16 protein-coding genes and 1 pseudogene are annotated in these 22,046 nt (G+C 66.6%); all 17 read left to right on the top strand.

The window, feature by feature from the left end:
• Window positions 1-23 precede the first annotated feature (23 nt).
• The 17 genes and pseudogenes from ACTJKT_RS28110 (at window position 24) to ACTJKT_RS28030 (ending at window position 21,767) form a co-directional block, all read left to right on the top strand.
• Entirely contained in the window at window positions 24-1,832 is a 1,809-nt protein-coding gene (locus ACTJKT_RS28110) for a copper resistance system multicopper oxidase (RefSeq protein WP_440789565.1), read from the top strand.
• Window positions 1,829-2,758, top strand: coding sequence for a copper resistance protein B (locus ACTJKT_RS28105; protein ID WP_440789563.1), 930 nt, complete (start codon window positions 1,829-1,831; stop codon window positions 2,756-2,758). The genes ACTJKT_RS28110 and ACTJKT_RS28105 overlap by 4 nt, the downstream gene beginning before the upstream one ends.
• A 57-nt stretch (window positions 2,759-2,815) precedes the next feature.
• Complete coding sequence (gene copC / locus ACTJKT_RS28100) at window positions 2,816-3,199, top strand: copper homeostasis periplasmic binding protein CopC (RefSeq protein WP_440789561.1); 384 nt, start codon at window positions 2,816-2,818, stop codon at window positions 3,197-3,199.
• Between the two features lie 3 nt (window positions 3,200-3,202).
• A pseudogene (gene copD, locus ACTJKT_RS28095) lies at window positions 3,203-4,117 on the top strand (copper homeostasis membrane protein CopD).
• Between the two features lie 474 nt (window positions 4,118-4,591).
• Complete coding sequence (locus ACTJKT_RS28090; protein ID WP_016704754.1) at window positions 4,592-5,041, top strand: DUF411 domain-containing protein; 450 nt, start codon at window positions 4,592-4,594, stop codon at window positions 5,039-5,041.
• Complete coding sequence (locus ACTJKT_RS28085; RefSeq protein ID WP_440789558.1) at window positions 5,038-5,475, top strand: YqaA family protein; 438 nt, start codon at window positions 5,038-5,040, stop codon at window positions 5,473-5,475. Before ACTJKT_RS28090 ends, ACTJKT_RS28085 begins: the two co-directional genes overlap by 4 nt.
• 137 nt (window positions 5,476-5,612) lie before the next feature.
• Window positions 5,613-6,638, top strand: coding sequence for an alpha/beta fold hydrolase (locus ACTJKT_RS28080; protein WP_440789556.1), 1,026 nt, complete (start codon window positions 5,613-5,615; stop codon window positions 6,636-6,638).
• A gap of 21 nt (window positions 6,639-6,659) precedes the next feature.
• Window positions 6,660-7,613 carry a D-2-hydroxyacid dehydrogenase family protein gene (locus ACTJKT_RS28075; RefSeq protein ID WP_440789555.1) on the top strand — a complete coding sequence of 318 codons (954 nt, stop codon included), beginning with the start codon at window positions 6,660-6,662 and terminating at the stop codon, window positions 7,611-7,613.
• Between the two features lie 488 nt (window positions 7,614-8,101).
• Window positions 8,102-9,670: a glycogen synthase GlgA gene (glgA, locus tag ACTJKT_RS28070; RefSeq protein WP_440789553.1), complete on the top strand. Its 1,569-nt coding sequence runs from the start codon at window positions 8,102-8,104 to the stop codon at window positions 9,668-9,670.
• 14 nt (window positions 9,671-9,684) lie between these two features.
• Complete coding sequence (gene treZ / locus ACTJKT_RS28065; protein ID WP_440789551.1) at window positions 9,685-11,481, top strand: malto-oligosyltrehalose trehalohydrolase; 1,797 nt, start codon at window positions 9,685-9,687, stop codon at window positions 11,479-11,481.
• Window positions 11,478-13,571 carry a 4-alpha-glucanotransferase gene (gene malQ / locus ACTJKT_RS28060; protein ID WP_440789550.1) on the top strand — a complete coding sequence of 698 codons (2,094 nt, stop codon included), beginning with the start codon at window positions 11,478-11,480 and terminating at the stop codon, window positions 13,569-13,571. Before treZ ends, malQ begins: the two co-directional genes overlap by 4 nt.
• Window positions 13,568-16,354: a malto-oligosyltrehalose synthase gene (locus ACTJKT_RS28055; RefSeq protein ID WP_440789548.1), complete on the top strand. Its 2,787-nt coding sequence runs from the start codon at window positions 13,568-13,570 to the stop codon at window positions 16,352-16,354. The genes malQ and ACTJKT_RS28055 overlap by 4 nt, the downstream gene beginning before the upstream one ends.
• Window positions 16,355-16,375: 21 nt before the next feature.
• Complete coding sequence (locus ACTJKT_RS28050) at window positions 16,376-16,714, top strand: DUF2934 domain-containing protein (RefSeq protein WP_440789546.1); 339 nt, start codon at window positions 16,376-16,378, stop codon at window positions 16,712-16,714.
• 112 nt (window positions 16,715-16,826) lie between these two features.
• Window positions 16,827-18,995, top strand: coding sequence for a glycogen debranching protein GlgX (glgX, locus tag ACTJKT_RS28045; RefSeq protein WP_440789544.1), 2,169 nt, complete (start codon window positions 16,827-16,829; stop codon window positions 18,993-18,995).
• A 293-nt stretch (window positions 18,996-19,288) separates the two neighbouring features.
• Window positions 19,289-20,044, top strand: a complete 756-nt coding sequence (locus ACTJKT_RS28040; protein WP_440789542.1) for a PIG-L deacetylase family protein — start codon at window positions 19,289-19,291, stop codon at window positions 20,042-20,044.
• A 92-nt stretch (window positions 20,045-20,136) separates the two neighbouring features.
• Complete coding sequence (locus ACTJKT_RS28035; protein WP_025809100.1) at window positions 20,137-20,937, top strand: endonuclease/exonuclease/phosphatase family protein; 801 nt, start codon at window positions 20,137-20,139, stop codon at window positions 20,935-20,937.
• Window positions 20,938-21,068: 131 nt separating this feature from the next.
• Complete coding sequence (locus ACTJKT_RS28030; RefSeq protein ID WP_440789540.1) at window positions 21,069-21,767, top strand: alpha/beta hydrolase; 699 nt, start codon at window positions 21,069-21,071, stop codon at window positions 21,765-21,767.
• The last annotated feature ends 279 nt before the right edge of the window (window positions 21,768-22,046 follow it).

Below are 22,046 nucleotides of genomic sequence, written 5' to 3'. Positions count from 1 at the left end.
CAGGATCGAGGGAGCCTTGGGGCATGCATGTAAAACCCACACGACGCAGTTTTATCAAGGGCCTGGCCGCCGGTGGCGTACTGGCCGGCACCGGGCTGTGGCAACAGCCGCTCTGGGCGCGCAGCGAGGATGGCCAGCTGCCTGCCCTCAGCGGCCAGCAGTTCGACCTGTTCATCGGTGAATCCCAGGTCAACTACAGCGGCACGTCGCGCACCGCGATGACCATCAACGGCGGCCTGCCCGGCCCGCTGCTGCGCTGGCGCGAGGGCGACACCGTGACCATCCGGGTGCGCAACCGCCTCCAGGAGGACACCTCGATCCACTGGCACGGCCTGATCCTGCCGGCCAACATGGACGGCGTGCCGGGCCTGAGCTTTCACGGCATCACTCCGGGCGGCCTCTACGAATACCGCTTCAAGGTCCAGCAGAACGGCACCTACTGGTACCACAGCCACTCTGGGTTGCAGGAGCAGGCCGGGGTCTACGGGCCGCTGGTGATCGAGGCGCGCGAGCCGGAGCCTTTCCAGTACGACCGCGACTACGTGGTGATGCTCAGCGACTGGAGTGACGAGGCGCCCGAGCGCCTGATGCACATCCTGAAAAAGCAGCCCGGCTACTACAACTTCCACAAGCGCACGGTCGGTGACTTTATCGAGGACGTCAGCCGCGACGGTTGGGCCGCCACCCTGGCCGATCGCAAGATGTGGGCGCAGATGAAAATGACCCCCACCGACCTCGCGGACGTCAGCGGTTATACCTACACCTACCTGATCAACGGCCAGAGCCCGGGCGGCAACTGGACCGGGCTGTTCAAGCCCGGCGAGAAGCTGCGCCTGCGCCTGATCAACGGCTCGGCCATGAGCTACTTCGACCTGCGCATTCCCGGCCTGAAGATGACCGTGGTCGCCGCCGACGGCCAGTACGTGCAGCCGGTCAGCGTCGATGAACTGCGCATCGCCGTGGCGGAAACCTACGACGTGCTGGTCGAGCCCGGCTCGCAGGAGGCCTACACCCTGTTCGCCCAGGCCATGGACCGCAGCGGCTACGCCCGCGGCACCCTGAGCCAGCGTCCAGGGCTGAGCGCGCCCGTGCCGCCCCTGGACCCGCGGCCGCTGATCAGCATGGCCGACATGGGCATGGATCACGGCAGCATGGCTGGCATGGACATGGGCGCGATGCCCGGCATGGATCATGGCCAGATGCAGGGGATGGATTCCGGCAACATGGCCGGTATGGATCACAGCGCCATGGCCGGCATGTCGGGCATGGACCACGGCGCCATGGGTGGCGCCATGCAAAGCCACCCGGCCTCGGAAGACGGCAACCCGCTGGTGGACATGCAGACCATGAGCCCGACACCGAAACTCGCCGACCCGGGCATCGGCCTGCGCAATAACGGCCGCCGGGTGCTGACCTACGCCGACCTGCGCAGCACCTTCGAAGACCCGGACGGGCGTGAACCGAGCCGCACCATCGAGCTGCACCTGACCGGGCACATGGAGAAATTCTCCTGGTCGTTCGACGGCATCAAGTTCAGCGACGCCGAGCCCCTGCGCCTGATCTACGGCGAGCGGGTGCGCATCACCCTGGTCAACGACACCATGATGACCCACCCCATCCACCTGCACGGCATGTGGAGCGACCTGGAAGACGAACAGGGGCGCTTCCTGGTGCGCAAGCACACCATCGACATGCCGCCGGGCAGCAAGCGCAGTTACCGGGTGACCGCCGATGCCCTGGGGCGCTGGGCCTATCACTGCCACCTGCTGTTTCACATGGAGATGGGCATGTTTCGCGAAGTACGAGTGGACGAAGCCGGGAGCGCCGCATGATGCCGAAAAACGCCTTGACCCTGTTCACCGCCCTGCTCGGCCTCAGCGCCGGCACCCTGCAGGCCGCCGAAAGCATGGATCACTCCAGCATGGATCATTCGTCCATGCCGGCTGCCGCCATGCAGGGCAGCACGATGCCGGGCATGGACCACAGCCAGATGACCGGCATGGACGGCGAACCGCTGCAGAGCATGGAACCCGCGGCGCCCAGCCAAAGCCGCACGCCGATCCCGGTGCTCACCGACGCCGACCGCCGCGCCGCCTTCCCGCCGGTGGCCGGCCACGGCGTGAACGACAAGGCGATCAACTCGCTGTGGCTGGTCGATCGCCTGGAATACCAGGACGCCGATGACGGCAGTGCCCTGGCCTGGGAAATGAACGGCTGGATCGGCGGCGACATCGACCGGCTGTGGCTGCGCAGCGAGGGCGAGCGCACCAACGGCCGGACCGAAAACGCCCAGGTCGAAGCGCTCTGGGGCCATGCCATCGGCCCCTGGTGGGACGTGGTCAGCGGCGTGCGCCAGGACTTCAAGCCCGGCGCGCCGCAGACCTGGGCCGCCCTCGGGCTGCAAGGCATGGCCCTGTACAACTTCGAAAGCCAGGCCACCGCCTACCTCGGCGAAGGCGGCCAGAGCGCCCTGGGGCTCCAGGCCGAATACGACATCCTGCTGACCAACCGCCTGATCCTGCAGCCCAACGCGGAGGTCAGCCTGTACGGCAAGAACGACCCGCAACGGGGCATCGGCTCGGGGCTCTCCTCGCTGGAGGCCGGCCTGCGCCTGCGCTACGAGCTGCACCGCCAGTTCGCGCCCTATGTCGGCGTGACCTGGAGCCGCAGCTACGGCAAGACCGCGGACTACGCCCGGGAAGAAGGCGAAGACAGCAGCGAAGCCCGCCTGGTGCTCGGTGTGCGCCTGTGGTTCTGAGTTCCGTTCAATAGATAACCAAAAACATCACGCGGCCAATGCCGCCTGGAGCCTTGCATGTCCTACCTCAAGCATCTCGCCATCGCCGTCACTTTCGGTGCCGGCCTGTTACTCGCCGGCGTCGCCCAGGCACACCCCAAGCTGCTGGCCTCGACCCCGGCCGAAGGCGCCAAGGGCGCGGCACCGGCGAAGATCGAACTGCAATTCTCGGAACCCCTCACCACCAAGTTTTCCGGGGCCCGCTTGCTGATGACCGGTATGCCCGGGATGAGCCACGCACCTATGCCGGTCAAGGCCAGCGTGGCCGGCGGCAGCGATCCGAAGAGCATGGTCATCAACCCCGCCGCCCCGCTCTCGAAGGGCAGCTACAAGGTCGAGTGGCGGGCGGTGTCCGCCGACACCCATCCAATCACCGGCAACCTGACCTTCGAAGTCAACTGAGCCATGGGCGAACTCATCAACGTCGCCCTGCGTTTTGCCCTGTACCTCGACCTGACGCTGCTGTTCGGCCTGGCGCTGTTCAGCCTTTACGGGCTGCGTGGCGCGCAGAGCCGCTGGCGTTTTCGCCGGCCGCTGGCGATAGCCCTGGTGCTGGGTGTGCTGCTGTCGGGCGCCGCGCTGCTGCAACTGGCGCTGTCGATGAGTGGCGCGACCAGCCTGGCCGAACTGGACCCGGCGCTGATGCCCGTGCTGATGCTGGAAACCGATGTCGGCCAAAGCTGGCTGCTGCGCCTGGCGGCGTTGCTGCTGGCGGGCGCGCTGCTTCAGTTCAGCAGTGGCTGGCCGAAGTTCGCGCTCTACGGCCTGATCCTGTGCACGGCGGCAGCCCTGGCCACCCTGGCCTGGAGCGGCCACGGGGCGATGAGCGAAGGTGGCCGGCGTTACCTGCATCTGGGCAGCGACATCCTGCATTTGCTGGGCGCCGGCGCCTGGCTGGGGGCGCTGACGGCTTTCGCCCTGCTGCTGCGCCGTGGCGCCTGCGAAGACGAACAGCAGGCAGGCCACCTGCTCGATGCCCTGAAGGGGTTTGCCAACCTGGGCACGCTGATCGTGGTCAGCCTGAGTCTCAGCGGGGTGCTCAACTACCTGCTGATCGTCGGCCCGGACCTGGCAACGTTGAGCGCCAGCACCTACGGCCTGCTCCTCAGCCTGAAGGTGGCGGTGTTCGCCAGCATGCTGGTGTTCGCCGCGTTGAATCGCTTCCATCTGGTCCCGCAGCTGGAACAGGCGCTACACCAGGCCTCGCCCTAGGCAGCCCTGCCCGCCTTGCGCCGCAGCATGTTCCTGGAGCTGGCGGCGGCCCTGCTGATTATCGGCCTGGTGGCCACGCTCGGGATCCTGAGCCCCAATGACGCGTAGTGCCAGACAAACCGCGGCGTCCCCATCGCGGGCAAGCCTCGCTCCTACGAAGAATACGCACGCTTGTGTAGGAACGAAGCTTGCTCGCGATAAACGATAACGCGTAGTGCCAGGCAAACCGCGGCGTCCCCATCGCGGGCAAGCCTCGCTCCTACGAAGAATGCGCACGCTTCTGTAGGAGCGAAGCTTGCTCGCGATGAAGGATAACGCGCAGTGCCAGGCAAACCGCGGCGCCCCTATCGCGGGCAAGCCTCGCTCCTACGGAGAATGCGCGTGCTTGTGTAGGAGCGAAGCTTGCTCGCGATGAAGGATAACGCGCAGCAACAGACAAACCGCAGCGCCCGGACGACAAGCACTCGGTATAACGTTGAAACACAAGCGCCGCGCCGAGCTCGAGAAAAGTAGCAAAATACGCCACCCTGTCGACCCAAGACCGCGCCCTCCGTGGCGCCCCTGATGATCAAGAGACGCCCTATGCACAACACTCTGCGCCTGGCAGCCCTGTCTGCCCTGCTCGTCGGCTCCCTGGCCCAGGCCGCCGACCTGATCCCCATCGATGTGCACCGCGATGCCAACTGCGGCTGCTGCAAGAAATGGATCGAGCATCTGCAAGCCAACGGTTTCAAGGTCAACGACCACGTCGAAAGCAACATGAGCGAAGTCAAGCAGCGCCTGGGCGTGGCCCCGCGCCTGGCGTCCTGCCATACCGCGGTGATCAACGGCAAATTCGTCGAAGGCCATGTGCCGGCGGACCAGGTGCTGGCCCTGAGCAAGCGCGATGACCTGCTCGGCGTCGCTGCCCCCGGCATGCCCATGGGCTCGCCCGGCATGGAAATGGACGGCATGCCCGCCGATGCCTACCAGGTCATCGGCCTGACCAAAGACGGCAAGGACGTGGTGGTCGCGGACTACCCGGCCCATTGATCCTCACCGCCTGCCTCGGTCTGTTCCTGGCGGCCTTCGGCGCCGCCACCCTGCTGCCGCTGCAATCCGAAGCCGTGCTGGTGGGCCTGCTGCTCAACGGTCAGTTCAACCTGTGGTTGCTGCTGGCCGTGGCCACCCTCGGCAATGTCCTCGGCTCCCTGGTGAACTGGTGGCTGGGCCAGCGCCTGGAACATTACAAGGACCGCCGCTGGTTCCCCGTCGGCCCGCGTCATCTGCAAACCGCCCGCAGCCATTACCAGCGCTACGGCCATTGGTCCCTGCTGCTGAGCTGGCTGCCGATCATCGGCGACCCGCTGACCCTGGTGGCCGGAATCATGGGCGAGCCGCTGAAACGCTTCCTGCTGATCGTCACCCTGGCCAAGGGCGCGCGTTATGGCGTGCTGGCCTGGATGACCCTCGGCTGGGTCGGTTGAGCCGGCCTGGGCACGCCTCTGGCCTCAGACGAGCGTGGCCTCGAATGGAACGTTTCGCCCTGGCGATGGCCTCTGCTTATTAATGTCGCCCTAATCGCGCCGCTCCAGGATCGCCCCATTGCTCTCGGAGGTCATGTATGTCCCTCAGCCTCACCCGCTGGAACCTCACCCGCTGGTTGCCCGGCCTGCTGCTGACCGCCGCCCTGCCCAGCCTTGCCGCCGAGGGCCCGGCCTACGGTCCCGAGTTGCAAGGCTTCGACTATCCCTACCCGCTGCTGCACTTTGCCTTCGAGTCCCAGGGCCAGGCCTTGCAGATGGGCTATATGGACGTGCCGGCCAAGGGCACGCCCAACGGACGCAGCGTGGTGCTGATGCACGGCAAGAATTTCTGCGGCGCGACCTGGGACAGTTCGATCAAGGCCTTGAGCGACGCCGGCTACCGGGTCATAGCCCCGGACCAGATCGGCTTCTGCACCTCCAGCAAGCCCGAGCACTATCAATACAGCTTCCAGCAGCTGGCGCAGAACACCCGGCAGTTGCTGGACCGGCTGGGCGTCCAGCAGGTCAGCCTGCTGGGCCATTCCACCGGCGGCATGCTGGCTACCCGCTATGCCCTGCAATACCCCGAGCAGGTGCAGCAACTGGCGCTGGTCAACCCCATCGGCCTGGAAGACTGGAAGGCCCTGGGCGTGCCCTACCGCAGCGTCGACCAGTGGTACGCCCGCGAACTCAAGCTGTCGGCCGAGGGCATCCGCAACTATGAACGCAGCACCTATTACGGCGGCCGCTGGCAGCCGGAATTCGAGCGCTGGGTGGACATGCTCGCCGGCCTCAACAAGGGGCCGGGGCATACGCGGGTGGCGTGGAACTCGGCGCTGATTTACGACATGATCTTCACCCAGCCGGTGTACTACGAGTTCAAGGACCTGAAGATGCCGACCCTGCTGCTGATCGGCACCGCCGACACCACGGCGATCGGCAGCGACATCGCGCCGCCGGCGGTCAAGGCGCGGATCGGCAACTACCAGGTGCTGGGCAAGCAGGTCGCCGGGCTCATCCCGCACTCGACCCTGATCGAGTTCCCGGGCCTGGGCCATGCCCCGCAGATGGAACAACCGGCGCAATTCCACCAGGCCCTGCTGGGCTGGCTGGAAACACATTGATGTTTTTTCCCCGGAGCCTTCATGAGTGTGCAGATCGCGGTAATCGATGACTGGCAGGACGTTGCCCGTGACGTGGTGGACTGGTCGGCGCTGTCGGGCATCGGCCAGGTCAGCTTTATCCATGACTACCCCAGCGACACCGCCGCCATGAGCGAGCGCCTGGCGCCGTTCGAGGTGATCTGCGTGATGCGCGAGCGCAGCCGTTTCGACGCGGCCCTGCTGCGCAGCCTGCCGCGGCTCAAGCTGTTGCTCACCGGCGGCATGCGCAACGCCGCCATCGACCTTGCGGCCGCGACCAGCCTGGGCATCCAGGTGTGCGGCACCGACAGTTACAAGCACGCGGCGCCGGAGCTGACCTGGGCGCTGATCATGGCCCAGACCCGCAATCTGCTCAGCGAAGCCAGCGCCCTGCGCGCCGGCCTCTGGCAACAGGGGCTGGGCGGCGACCTGCATGACAAGACCCTGGCCATTCTCGGCCTGGGCAGCATCGGCCAGCGGGTGGCGCAGTTCGGCCAGGTGTTCGGCATGCGGGTGATCGCCTGGAGCGAGAACCTCACCGCCGAGCGGGCCGCGGCGGCCGGCGTGACCTACGTGAACAAGCAGCAGCTGTTCCAGCAGGCCGACGTACTCTCGGTGCACCTGGTGCTCAGCGAACGCAGCCGCGGCCTGGTGGACGCCCAGGCGCTGGCCTGGATGAAACCCTCGGCGCTGCTGGTCAACACCGCCCGCGGGCCGATCGTCGATGAAGCCGCGCTGATCAGCGCCCTCGAACGCGGGCGCCTGGCCGGCGCGGCGCTGGATGTGTTCGAGCAGGAGCCGCTGCCCCTCGACCATCCATTTCGCCGCCTGTCCAACGTGCTGGCCACGCCCCATGTCGGTTATGTCAGCCAGCAGAACTACCGGCAGTTCTTCGCCCAGATGATCGAGGACATCCAGGCCTGGGCCGCCGGCCAGCCGATCCGGCAATTGGGCTGAAACCGCCGCAGGGCATTGCGCCAGCACTGCCCTGCACCATCATCGGGCACGGGCGGTTTTTCCCCGCACCGCCCGCTTGCACCCCCTCACCCTTTTCGCGCCAAGGCAAAAAAGCCTCGCCCCCGGCCGGTGCGCGAGACTGCCTTTCGTCGGCTTTATTCCGCGGTAGCGCAACCTTCGCCCTGAGAAAATCTAATCGTCACGCCCGCGCTCTAACTTCTGTCCTAGACTGGAATTCGAAAAGTGACCATGCAGTCACTCCCGGGGAAATAAAGTCGAAACTTTTGGCTCACGCCTTGGGTCAGGTTAAAGGTAGGGCCTTCGCGACTGGTGCAATCCTTGCAACGGCCCCTTCACCCTCTTTGCGTCGACGCATGAGGCTGCGTTCGGCTTTCGCATGCGCAACGTTTTTGTGCCCCGGCCAGTGGATTGGCCTTTTGACACCGCCGGCTGATGCCAGGAACAGATCAATAAAACGGGAGAGACAGATGACCAGTGCCGTATTGCAAACCCAGGGAACGCATCCTCTGCATCTGGCCGGTGAACCGGCTTCCAAATCGATTCTCGCCCCTGGCGGCAAGACGTCACTGCCCCTGATCCATCACAACCCCAATCGCAAGAAAGTCCTGTTCGTCACCTCGGAGATCGCCGACCTGGTCAAGACCGGCGGCCTGGGCGACGTGTCGGCTGCCCTGCCCCGCGCCATGGCGCACCTGCATGACGTGCGGGTGCTGATCCCCGGCTACCCGCAAGTGCTGCACAGCGAAAACCCGATTCATATCATTGGCGAGCTGGGCGGCCACGCGGCCCTGCCGGCCTGCAAGATCGGGCGCATGGACATGCCCGACGGCCTGGTGATCTATGTGCTGATCTGCCCCGAACTCTACGAGCGCGAAGGTACTCCCTACGGCGCCAACAATGGCCGCGACTGGCCGGACAACCATATCCGCTTCGCCCGCCTGGGCCTGGCCGCCGCCGACATCGCCGCCAACCTGGCGCAGATCCACTGGTGCCCGGATCTGGTGCACGCCCATGACTGGCCCGCCGGGCTGGCGCCGGCCTATATGCACTGGCGCGGGCAACGCACGCCGACCTTGTTCACCATCCACAACCTGGCGTACCAGGGCGTGGTCAGCCTGGCCTGCTGCCCGGAGCTGGGCATCCCCGAACACGCCCTGCAACAGGAAGGCATGGAGTTCTACGGCAAGCTGTCGTTCCTCAAGGCGGGCATGGCCTACGCCAGCCACATCACCACCGTCAGCGCCACCTATGCCCAGGAAATCACCACCCCGGCCTTCGGCTGCGGGCTCGACGGTTTCCTCGCCAGCAAGACCCAGCAAGGCCTGCTCAGCGGCATCCCCAACGGCATCGACGAAAGCTGGGATGCCGCCAGCGACCCGCACCTGTCCACTCCCTTCGCCATCGGCGACTGGGAGGGCAAGGCCGCCAATGCCGCCCATGTGCGGCGGATGTTCGGCCTCGATCCCAGCAGCGGCCCGCTGTTCGCCGTGGTCTCGCGCCTGGTCTACCAGAAAGGCCTGGACCTCACCGAAGGCGTGGCCGAGTACATCGTCAAGTCCGGTGGCCAGATCGCCATCATCGGTCGCGGCGAACCGGAAGAAGAACAGGCCATGCGCGCCCTGGCCGCGCGCTTCCCCGGGCGCATCGGGGTGAATATCGGCTTCAACGAAACCGACGCCCGGCGCATGTTCGCCGGCAGCGACTTCCTGCTGATGCCTTCGCGCTACGAGCCCTGCGGCCTGAGCCAGATGTACGCCCAGCGCTTCGGTTCGCTGCCGGTGGCGCGCAATACCGGCGGCCTGGCCGACACCATCGAGAACGGCGTCACCGGCTTTCTGTTCGACGAGTCCACGGTGGCCAGCTACGAAGAGGCCCTGAGCCGCGCCCTCAAGGTGTTCGCCTATCCGCAGCTGCTCAACGCCATGCGCTGCCGGGCCATGGCCGCACCCTTCAACTGGTGCAAGGCGGTGGAACCCTACGCCGAACTCTATGAACAGCTGGTGGCCAAGGCCTTGGGAAAATCGGCCAAAGCCTGAGAGGGCACTCCAAGATGCCGTCAAGGACACTGGAAACCTGGCCCCACGGCACAGTCCCACTCGATGCCGAGCGCACCCGCTTTGCCCTCTGGGCGCCGGATGCGCAGCACGTCAGCGTCGAACTCGAAGACGGCATGTCGCTGCCCATGCAGCCCCAGGCCAACGGCTGGTTCATGATCATCGGCCGCTGTCCGCCCGGCACCCGCTACCGCTTCAAGATCGATGAGCGGATCCGCGTACCCGACCCGGCCTCCCGGGCCCAGGACGGCGATGTCCACGGCCCCAGCCTGGTGGTCGATCCCCAGGCCTATCGCTGGCAGCACCCGCACTGGCCAGGCCGGCCGTGGCACCAAGCGGTGATCTACGAGCTGCATGTGGGTGTGCTCGGCGGCTACCGCGAAGTGGAAAAACACCTGCCGCGCCTGGCCGAGCTGGGCATCACCGCCATCGAACTGATGCCCCTGGCGGAGTTTCCTGGCGACCGCAACTGGGGCTACGACGGCGTCCTGCCTTATGCGCCGGAAGCCTCCTACGGCTCGCCCGACGACCTCAAGCACCTGATCGACTGCGCCCACGGCCTGGGTCTGGCGGTGATGCTCGACGTGGTCTACAACCACTTCGGCCCCGACGGCAATTACCTGCACCACTACGCCAAGGCCTTCTTCAGGGAGGACCGGCACACCCCCTGGGGCGCGGCCATCGACTTTCGCCGCCGCGAGGTGCGCGACTTCTTTATCGACAATGCCCTGATGTGGCTGCTGGAGTACCGCTTCGACGGCCTGCGCCTGGACGCGGTGCATGCCATCGACGACCCGGACTTCCTGCAGGAACTGGCGCAGCGGGTGCGCCCACGGATCGACCCGGCGCGGCAGGTCTGGCTGACCCTGGAAAACGAGCACAACCAGGCCAGCCTGCTGGAGCAGCACTTCGACGCGCAGTGGAACGACGACGGGCACAACGCCCTGCATGTGCTGCTCACCGGGGAAACCGATGCCTATTACGCCGACTTCGCCGAACGCCCCAGCGAGAAACTGGCGCGCTGCCTGAGCCAGGGCTTCGCCTACCAGGGCCATGTCACCCGCCACGGCACCACCCGCGGCGAGCCCAGCGGCCACCTGCCGCCCAGCGCCTTCGTGCTGTTTTTGCAGAATCACGACCAGATCGGCAACCGCGCCTTCGGCGAACGCCTGGTGCGCCTGGCCGAGCCACAGGCGCTGCGGGCGGCCACGGTGCTGTTGCTGCTGTCGCCGATGATCCCGCTGCTGTTCATGGGCGACGAACTGGCGGCGCCGCAACCCTTCCTGTTTTTCACCAGCCATCACGGCGAACTGGCGGACGCGGTGCGCGAAGGCCGACGCGGCGAATTCGCCGCCTTCAGCGCCTTTGCCGATCCCGATAAACGCGAGCAGATTCCCGACCCGAACGCGCCCGATACCTTCCTCGCGTCGAGGCCGCAGGCGGACCCGGTCCAGGGCGAGCAGACCCAGGCCCTGTATCGCCAACTCTTGCAACTGCGCCGCGAGCACATAGTGCCCTACCTGCCCGGCGCCGAAGCCCTGGGCGCCGAGGTGCTGGCCGAGGGTGCGCTGTGTACCCGCTGGCGCCTGGGCAATGGCCAGGAGCTGCGCATCGATCTCAACCTGAGCCCGCACCAGGTCGAGCAGCGACCGCCGGACGCAGCGCAGTGCCTGTTCGACTACCCGGCCCGGGCTTTCGAGCTTCTGCAGCGAGGCAGCCTCGCCCCCTATAGCGCATTGGTCAGCCTCGGCACGCTTGCCCCCATGCCTGACCTTGACGGAGAACGCCCATGAGCGACGCGCAACTGGAAATCCTCGCCAGCCGGGCCGGCCTGGCCGTCGACTGGATCGACGCCAACGGCCGCCCGCAACGGGTCGAGCCACGGGTGCTGCGAGCGGTGCTGGCCAGCCTCGGCCATCCGGCCGACAACGACCCGCAGATCGAAGCCAGCCTGCGCCAGCTGCTACAGGTGCAACAGAGCCGGCAACTGCCACCGCTGCTGACCGCCGATGCCGGCCAGGGCCTGGACCTGGGGCATTACTTCGCCCCGGACACGCCCTGCGAAATCCACCTGGAAGACGGCAGCCTGATCAACCTCAAGCTGGACGCCGACGCCATGCTGCCGGGCCTGGTCCCGGTGGGTTACCAGGAGGTGAGCATCGCCGGCCAGCACTTCACCCTGGCCGTGGCGCCCGAGCGTTGCTACAGCGTCGCCGACGCCGTGGACCAGGCCACGCCCCGCGCCTGGGGCCTGGGCGTGCAGCTGTATTCGCTGCGGCGCAGCGGCGACGGCGGTTATGGCGATACCCAGGCGCTGGAAGACCTGGCCCGGGTGGCCGGCGAACGGGGTGCCGAGGCCCTGGCCATCAGCCCGCTGCATGCCATGTTCAGCAGCGACACCGGACGCTACAGCCCCTACTCGCCGTCCAGCCGGTTGTTTCTCAACAGCCTGTACGCCGCCCCAGGAACCATTCTCGGCGAGCGCGCCTGGCGCAGCGCCATCGACGCCAGTGGCCTGGGACCGCAACTGCAACAACTGGAACAACAGCCGATGGTCGACTGGCCGGTGGCGGCCCAGGCCCGGCAGAAAGTCTTGCGCGCTCTTTATGACGGGTTCTGCCAGGGCGAGCACCCGCTGCACCAGGACTTCGCCAGCTTCCGCCACGCCAGCGGCGAGGCCCTGGAAAACCACTGCCGCTTCGAAGCCATCCAGGCCCAACGCGCGGCCCGCGGTGAAAGCCTCGACTGGCGCCAATGGCCCGATGCCTGGCGCACCCCACGCAGCCCGGCGCTGGCGCAGTTCGCCGAGGAGCACGCCAGCGACATCGGCTTCTATGCTTTCTGCCAATGGCTGATCGCCCGTTGCCTGGAGCGGGTGCAGAGCACCGCCCGCAGCAGCGGCATGGGCATCGGCCTGATCGCCGACCTGGCGGTGGGCGCCGATGGCGGCGGCAGCCAGGCCTGGAGTCGCCAGGACGAACTGCTGGCGGCGCTGACCGTCGGCGCGCCGCCGGACATTCTCAATCGCCAGGGCCAGGGCTGGGGCATTTCCGCCTTCTCCCCGGAGGGCCTGGTGCGCAACGGCTTCCACGCCTTTATCGAAATGCTCCGGGCCAACTTCGCCCATGCCGGCGGCCTGCGCATCGACCATGTGATGGGCCTGCAACGGCTGTGGGTGATCCCCCTCGGCGCCCCGCCCTGCGACGGCGCCTACCTGTATTACCCGGTGGACGACCTACTGCGCCTGCTGACCCTGGAGTCGCACCGGCACCAGGCGATCGTCCTCGGCGAAGACCTCGGCACGGTGCCCGACGGCCTGCGGGAAAAACTCAGCGCGCGGGCCATGCTCGGCATGCGCGTGCTGCTGTTCGAGCAGGAGCACGGCACCCATTTCCGGCCGATCCTCGACTGGCCGGACAACGCCCTGGCCACCACCAGCACCCATGACCTGCCGACCCTCAACGGCTGGTGGCAAGGCCGCGACATCGACTGGAGCGCGCGCCTGGGCCTGGTGGACGAAAGCGGCGAAACCCATTGGCGCGAACATCGCCAGCGCGAACGCGAGGGCCTGCGCCACGCCCTGAGCCGCGACCCGCAGAATTTTCGCGAAGCTCCCCACATAGCCACCCATGAAGCCGACCAGGTGGTGGACGCCAGCGTGCGCTTCCTCGGCCATACCCGCGCGCCGCTGGTGCTGCTGCCTCTGGAGGATGCCCTGGGCATCGACGAACAGGCCAACCTGCCCGGCACCCTCGACAGCCACCCCAACTGGCGTCGGCGCCTGGCCGGCAGCAGCGCGGCCTTGCTCGATGACCCGGACGCCGCGCGCCGCCTGGAGCTGCTGGCCTGCGCCCGGCAACAGGCCCACGAGCGCGACCGATGAACCAGGCGCCGACCCGGCCTGTGCGGGCTACCTTGCGCCTGCAGTTTCATCGTGGCTTCAGCCTCGATGACGCGGTGCCGCTGGTGCCCTACTTCGCCCGCCTGGGCATCAGCCACCTGTACGCCTCGCCGCTGCTCTGCGCCCGCGCCGGCTCGCTGCACGGCTACGACGTGGTCGACCCGACCCGGGTCAATCCCGAGCTGGGTGGCGAGGCCGCCCTGGAGCGCCTGGTGCGCTGCCTGCGCCAGCACGACATGGGCCTGCTGCTGGATATCGTCTCCAACCACATGGCGGTCGGCGGCGCAGACAATCCCTGGTGGCAGGACCTGCTGCGCTGGGGCCGCCTGAGCCCCTACGGCGAGTTCTTCGATATCCAGTGGCACTCCCCCGACCCGTTGCTGGAGGGCCAGTTGCTGCTGCCCTTCCTCGGCAGCGACTACGGCGTGGCCCTGCAGGAAGGCGCGCTGAGGCTGTGCTTCGCCGCCGAACGGGGCGAGTTTCATGTCGAGCATTACCAGCATCACTTCCCGATCTGCCCCAGCGACTATGGCGAGCTGCTCCGGGTCCAGGACGAGCTCGACGCCGAGCCGGCCGAGCGCCTCAAGCCACTGGCCGACGCCTTCAGCACCCTGCGCTACCAGCCCGACGCCCATTCCCAGGCCGAGCCCCTGCAACAGCAGCTGCAGGACGCTGCCCGTGACCCGCGGATCCGTGCGCCCATCGAGCAGCAACTGGCGCTCTACGACGCGCGCCAGCCGCAGGGCTTCGCCCGTCTGCACGCCCTGCTGGAGCAGCAGAGCTATCGCCTGGCCAGCTGGCGCACCGCGGCCGACGATATCAACTGGCGGCGTTTCTTCGACATCAACGAGCTGGGCGGGCTGCGGGTCGAGCGCCCGGCGGTGTTCGAGGCCACCCATGGGAAAATCTTCCAGCTGATCGCCGCCGGCCTGGTGGACGGGCTGCGCATCGACCATATCGACGGCCTGGCCGATCCCCGCGGCTACTGCCGTAAACTGCGGCGCCGGGTCGATGCCCTGCGCCCCGGCCAGCACCTGCCGATCTACGTGGAAAAGATCCTGGGCGTAGGCGAAAGCCTGCGCCGCGACTGGGGCGTGGACGGCAGCACCGGCTATGAATTCATGAACCAGCTGTCACTGCTGCAACACGACCCGCAAGGCGCTGCACCGCTGGCCGAACTCTGGAGCCGGCACAGCGAACGCCCGGCGGCCTTTCTCGAAGAAGCCCGGCTGGCGCGCCAGCAGTTGCTCAACGGCTCGCTGGCCAGCGACTTCGAAAGCGTGGCCCAGGCCCTGCTGCAAGTGGCGCGCAACGACGTGATGAGCCGCGACCTGACCCTGGGCGCGATTCGCCGCGCCTTGCAGGAACTGATCGTGCACTTCCCGGTGTACCGCACCTACATCGGCGCCTGCGGGCGCTCGGCGGCGGACGAGGTGTTTTTCCAGCAGGCCCTGCAAGGCGCCCGCGACACCCTGGGCGAAGCCGACTGGCCGGTGCTGGAATACCTGCAACAGTGGCTCGGCGGCCGCGGCTGGCGCCAGCTGCCATCGGGACGCCAGCGCAAGGTGCTCAAGCATGCCTGCGTGCGCTTCCAGCAGCTGACCTCGCCGACCGCGGCCAAGGCGGTGGAAGACACCGCGCTCTATCGCTCGGCGGTGCTGCTGTCGCGCAACGACGTGGGCTTTTCCACCGAGCAGTTCTGCGCCCCGCTGGAAGATTTCCACGCGGCCTGCCGCGAGCGCCTGGCGACCTTCCCCGACAACCTGCTGGCCAGCGCCACCCACGACCACAAGCGCGGCGAAGATGCCCGTGCGCGCCTGGCGGTGCTCAGCGAGCTTAGCCCCTGGTACGTCGAACAGGTGGAACACTGGCGCAGCCTGGCCCAGGTCCTGCGCAGCGATCCCCAGGCGCCCGACGCCGGCGACGAGCTGATCCTCTATCAGGCCCTGCTCGGCAGCTGGCCGCTGGAGCTGCACAGCGACGACAGCCAGGGCCTGCGGGACTATGCCCGGCGCCTGTGGCAATGGCAGGAAAAAGCCCTGCGCGAAGCCAAGCTGCACAGCAGCTGGGCGGCGGCCAACGAGACCTATGAAACTGCCGTGCACGATTTCATCGAGCGGCTGTTGCTCAGCCCCGAGGGCCAGCCGTTGCGCAGCGCCATAGGCGCGGCCGTCCAGGTCATCGCCCCCGTTGGCGCCCTCAACGGCCTGGCTCAATCCTTGCTGCGCATGACTGTGCCGGGTGTGCCGGACCTGTATCAGGGCAACGAGTTCTGGGACTTCAGCCTGGTGGACCCGGACAACCGCCGTCCGGTGGACTTCGCCGCCCGACAGCAGGCCCTGGACCCTTGCGGCGAAACCATGGAACTGTTGGCCCACTGGCGCGACGGGCGCATCAAGCAGGCCCTGATCGCCGCCACGCTGACGCGCCGTGGCCAGTACCCGGAGCTGTTTCGCCGGGGCACTTACCAGGCGCTGCAGGTAGAGGGCCGACACGCCGGCAAGGTGCTGGCCTTCATACGCGAACACCAGGGCCAGCGCGCCGTAGTGATAGTGCCCAGACTGGTCGCCGGGCTGCTGGAAAGCGGCGCGCGGCCCCGGGTCGACGCGCCGGATTGGGGCGATACGCGAGTGCATCTGCCATTCGCCGCGCCAGGGCAAAACCTGAAGGGACTTTTTTCCACGGGGGCAGTCACACCCCACAAGGATCTGATGATCAGCAGCGCATTGCGGGATTTCCCGGTCAACCTCTTCATCCAAACTTGAGTTCAGTTCAGGAGCATTGCGATGAGTACCGACGACAAACGCATTCGTGAGTTCGCCTATCAAATCTGGGAATCGGAAGGCCGGCCCGACGGCCAGGAACACCGGCATTGGGAAATGGCCCGCAAGCTGGCCGAAGCCGAGGCCCTGGCCCCGAGCAAGCCGCCCAAGGCGACCCGTGCCGCCAGCGCCAAGCCCGGCAAACCCGCGGCAAAGCCCAAGACCGCCGCCAAACCCGCGGCCGCGGCGCCCCTGCTGCCTCCTGGTGGAAAGGTGTCTCCTGGAGAAAAAGGGCTGCCACCCGGGGGCAAAAGCAGCCCGGCGAAAAAGCCGCGAGCACCGCGCAAGCCATCGGCCAGCTGACGCCCCTGTCGCCGAGGCGCTCGCGCCACCCTCCACCACCGCCCTTCCCCCCTGTGTGTGGCGCGCCGAGCGCCACGGGAGCCTGTTCGCCATCTGATTCCCAGGAGCCTCCATGACCACGCCCAAAGCAGCCGCCACGCCGAAAAACCCGCCAGCGACCGAACCCTCGCGCATCCGCGAAGGCCTGCCCTTCCCGCTCGGCGCGACCTGGGACGGCCTGGGGGTCAACTTCGCCCTGTTCTCGGCCAACGCCACCAAGGTCGAGCTGTGCCTGTTCGATGACTCGGGCGAAGTCGAGCTGGAGCGTCTCGAACTGCCGGAATACACCGACGAGATCTTCCACGGCTACCTGCCCGACGCGCATCCGGGGCTGATCTACGGCTTCCGGGTGCATGGCCCCTACGAACCGGCCAAGGGCCATCGCTTCAACCCCAACAAGCTGCTGATCGACCCTTACGCCAAGCAACTGGTGGGCGAGCTGAAATGGTCCGAGGCGCTGTTCGGCTACACCATCGGGCACCCCGACGCCGACCTCAGTTTCGACGAACGCGACAGCGCGCCCTTCGTGCCCAAATGCAAAGTGATCGACCCGGCCCACACCTGGGGCCATGATCAGCGAATCAGCGCCCCCTGGGAAAAAACGATCATTTATGAGACCCACGTACGCGGCTTCACCATGCGCCATCCGGCAGTGCCGCAAGCGTTGCGCGGCACCTTCGCCGGGCTGATGGTCGACGAGGTGCTGGAGCATATTCGCAAGCTCGGGGTGTCCGCGGTGGAGCTGCTGCCGATCCATGCCTTCGTCAACGACCAGCACCTGCTGCACAAGGGCATGACCAACTACTGGGGCTACAACAGCATCGCGTTCTTCGCCCCCGACCCGCGTTACCTGGCCAGCGGCAAGATCGCCGAGTTCAAGGAGATGGTCGCGCACCTGCACGACGCCGGGCTCGAAGTGCTGCTCGACGTGGTCTACAACCACACCGCCGAGGGCAACGAACAAGGCCCGACCCTGTCCATGCGCGGTATCGACAACGCCTCCTACTACCGCCTGCGACCGGACGACAAACGCTTCTATATCAACGACTCCGGCACCGGCAACACCCTCGACCTCAGCCATCCTTGCGTGCTGCAGATGGTCACCGATTCGCTGCGCTACTGGGCCACGGAAATGCACGTGGACGGTTTCCGCTTCGACCTGGCGACCATTCTCGGGCGCTACCACGACGGCTTCGACGAGCGCCACAGCTTCCTCGTGACCTGTCGCCAGGACCCGGTGCTGCTCCAGGTGAAGATGATCGCCGAGCCCTGGGACATCGGCCCCGGCGGTTATCAGGTGGGCGGGTTCCCACCGGGCTGGATGGAGTGGAACGACAAGTTCCGCGACACCGTGCGCGCCTTCTGGAAAGGCGACGACGGCCAGCTCGCCGACTTCGCCGCGCGCATGACCGCCTCCGGCGAGCTGTTCAACCAGCGCGGGCGGCGGCCCTATACCTCTGTCAATTTCGTGACTGCCCACGACGGTTTCACCCTGCATGACCTGGTGTCCTACAACGACAAGCACAACGAAGCCAACGACGAGGGCAACCAGGACGGCAGCAACCACAACCTGTCGTGGAACCACGGCGTCGAAGGCCCCACCGACGACCCGCAGATCAATGCCCTGCGCCTGCGCCAGATGCGCAACTTCTTCGCCACCCTGCTGCTGGCCCAGGGCACGCCGATGCTGGTCGCCGGCGACGAGTTCGCCCGCACCCAGCACGGCAACAACAACGCCTATTGCCAGGACAGCGAAATCGGCTGGGTCAACTGGGAGCTGGACGACGACGGCAAGTCGCTGCTCAAGTTCGTCAAGCGCCTGATCAAGCTGCGCATGAACTATCCGATCCTGCGCCGCGGCCGTTTCCTGGTGGGCAATTACAACGAGGACATCGGGGTCAAGGACGTCACCTGGCTCGCCCCGGACGCCAGCGAGATGACCATCGAACAATGGCAGGACAGCCACGGCCGCTGCCTGGGCATACTGCTCGACGGTCGCGCCCAGGAAACCGGGATACGCCGTCCCGGCGCCGACGCGACCCTGCTGCTGGTGGTCAACGCCCATCACGACATCGTCAACTTCAGCCTGCCGGAAGTGCCTGATGGCGGCTTCTGGACCTGCATGATCGACACCAACCAGCCCTCGGTGAAAGGCCAGGAACGCTTCGAGTTCGGCCACCCGTACTCGGTGACCGGTCGCTCGCTGCTGCTGTTCGAACTGCAGCACGAGGATGAGGATTGAACAGGTTGTTGGCCATTTGCCGCACTGGATAGCAGCCAGTGGCCAGCACCCCGGACAGATGTACGATGGTGCCGAACACCCATTCCCCGCTATCTTGAACCCCTGAGCGTCGCCGTCAGAAAAAACCGCTGGCCCCCTGCGACGGCGACCAACGGCTGTGTATGATTGAACGCTCTTGCAGGACGGCAATCCAAGGTATGGAGCGCCGGCACCCGGACCGACACCGGGTGCGAACCCAAGCGGCCCGGTTCATCACCGCGCGCCGGCTGCCCCGGAACAAGGATGTGACACCCATGAAACCCATACCTCTGAGCGACAACTGGCCGGAGCAGGTCTGGAACGGCGCCCGCCAACTGCTCGACGTCCCCCCCATCAACCTGGCCAGCCTGGTGCCGCCCGGATTTCGCGCGGTGGTCATCGCCCCGCACCCCGGCGACGAAGTGCTGACCTGCGGCGGCCTGCTGCAGGTACTGGCCCACCACGGCCATCCACTGCAACTGATTTCCGTCACCGATGGCAGCGCCAGCCACCCCGGCTCCGACCTGTGGTCGGAGCGGCGCCTGAGCGTGTTCCGCCCCCAGGAAAGTGTCGAGGCCCTGCGCCGCCTGGGGTTGCCCCTGCACAGCCTGAAATGGATTCGCGGCGGTTTTGCCGACAGTGGGCTGCAGGAGCGCGAGCATCAGCTGAGCCAGTTCATCGGCCGCTACCTGCGCCCCGATGACGTGGTGTTCAGCACCTGGCGCGAAGACGGCAACGACGACCACGATGCCGTCGGCCGCGCCAGCGCCAAGGCCGCGGCCCAGGCCGGCGTGGCCTTCCACGAAGTGCCGGTGTGGGCCTGGCACTGGCCGGCGCGCGACGAGCACCTGCTGCCCTGGCACCGCGCCCGCAAGCTGCGCCTCGACACCTGGACCGTGGCCCGCAAGCGCCACGCGGCGCATGCCTATGCCAGCCAGTTGCAGGGCGATCCGGGCATCGGCCTGGCCCCGACCCTGACACCGGTGGTGCTGGAGCGACTGCGCCAGTCCTACGAAATCATTTTCATGTAACGCCACCCCGATACCCGCACCCGGGGGAAAACCTGAACTGACCGGCAAAGTCTCAGTCGCATGAGTAACCGCCCTGATTACGAGGAGTGAGCGTGAACACCGATTCAACCAGGCACCCGGTCACGTCGGCAGCGCCAGACAAAACCCCGGCGGTCCATCGCCTGCGCATCCTGACCGTCAACACCCACAAGGGCTTCACCGCCCTGAACCGCCGTTTCATTCTCCCGGAACTGCGTGACGCGGTACGCAGCACCCAGGCCGACCTGGTGTTTCTCCAGGAAGTGCTGGGCGAGCACGACCGCCACGCCAACCGCTACAGCAACTGGCCACAGCAGTCGCAATACGAGTTTCTCGCCGACAGCATGTGGGGCGACTTCGCCTACGGGCGCAACGCAGTCTATCCCGACGGCCATCACGGCAACGCCCTGCTGTCGAAATACCCGATCCGCCAGTACCGCAACCTCGATGTCTCGATCACCGGCCCGGAACGTCGCGGGCTGTTGCATTGCGTGCTGGATGTACCGGGGCATGCCGAAGTGCACGCGATCTGCGTGCACCTGAGCCTGCTGGAAAGCCATCGCCAACTGCAACTGGCGCTGTTGTGCCAGCTGCTGGAGTCGCTGCCGGCCGACGCGCCGGTGATCATCGCCGGCGACTTCAACGACTGGCAGCTGCATGGCAACGCCACCCTGGCCCGTCGCGACGACCTGCACGAAGCCTTCGAACGCCACCATGGCAGCCCGGCCAAGACCTACCCGGCACGCTGGCCGCTGCTGCGCCTGGACCGCATCTACCTGCGCAATGCCAGCAGCCACGCGCCGAAGATCCTCGGGCACAAGCCCTGGACGCACCTGTCGGATCACCTGCCATTGGCGGTAGAAGTGCACCTCTGAAGATCCGCAGCAACATTCGCCGCCCAATGGCCGTGCACGGCCGGCGATTGTCACTGATACTCGATCACTCCACTCCGCGCGCTGCCTGCAGCGTCGGGCTATGTCTGGTGTTCTTAGCTAGGAGTCATCCCATGAGTGACAAACCCGTGATTGTGCTGGTCCATGGTTTCTGGGGCGGAGCCGCCCACTGGAACAAGGTCATAGTCGAGCTGTTGCAACGGGGCTACACGCGGATCCGCGCGGTGGAGTTGCCGCTGACCTCGCTGGCCGAGGACGTCGAGCGTACCCGCAAACTGGTGGCCCAGCAGGAGGGTCCGGTGCTGCTGGTCGGTCACTCCTATGGCGGCGCGGTGATCACCGAAGCCGGCCTGGCGCCGAATGTCGCGGGCCTGGTGTACATCGCCGCCTTCGCTCCCGATTCCGGCGAAAGCCCGGGCGGCATCACCCAGCAGCATCCGCCAGTGGCGGCGGCGAACCTGCAGCCCGACAGCGACGGTTACCTCTGGGTCAAGCCGGAGCTGTTCCATGAAAGCTTCTGCCAGGACCTGCCGGAGCAGGACGGGCTGGTCATGGGCCTGACCCAGAAGGCGCCGCTGGCCAGCACCTTCGGCGACACCATTGGCACTCCCGCCTGGAAGCACAAGCCGTCCTGGTATCAGATTTCCACCGAGGACCGGATGATCGCCCCGCAAAACCAGCAGCGCATGGCCGCGCGCCTGGGGGCGAAAAAAATCATCAGCCTGGCGGCCAGCCATGCCTCCCTCGCCTCCCAGGCCAGCGAAGTCGCCGGGCTGATCGATGAAGCGGCCAGCGAACTGGCCAAGGGTTGACGCAGTCCTTCACGCCAGGAAATGACCGACTCGCCCGCAAAGGGCGAGTCGGTAGTTAACTACCGAAAATCGCTTTTTCCCGCCTTTCCTGACGTTTTTTCGCACAAACAAGAACTTAGAGAATTGCTTTTTTTCAGGCAGTTACAAAGCCTGAATTACCTACGCCACTGGTCGGTCATTTTCTTGACGGCAGCCCTGTCGTCTCCTTAGCTACTGCTTACTACCCCCGGAAATACAACCAGGGGCAAGCCTCGGATACCTGCTTCAGAGCGGGTCGCC

Origin of the sequence: Pseudomonas sp. 22526 (assembly GCF_052044735.1) — a bacterium.
GTDB lineage: Bacteria > Pseudomonadota > Gammaproteobacteria > Pseudomonadales > Pseudomonadaceae > Aquipseudomonas > Aquipseudomonas piscium.
Note: the sequence above shows the minus strand (reverse complement) of the source record. Positions and strands in the feature narration are given on the sequence as shown.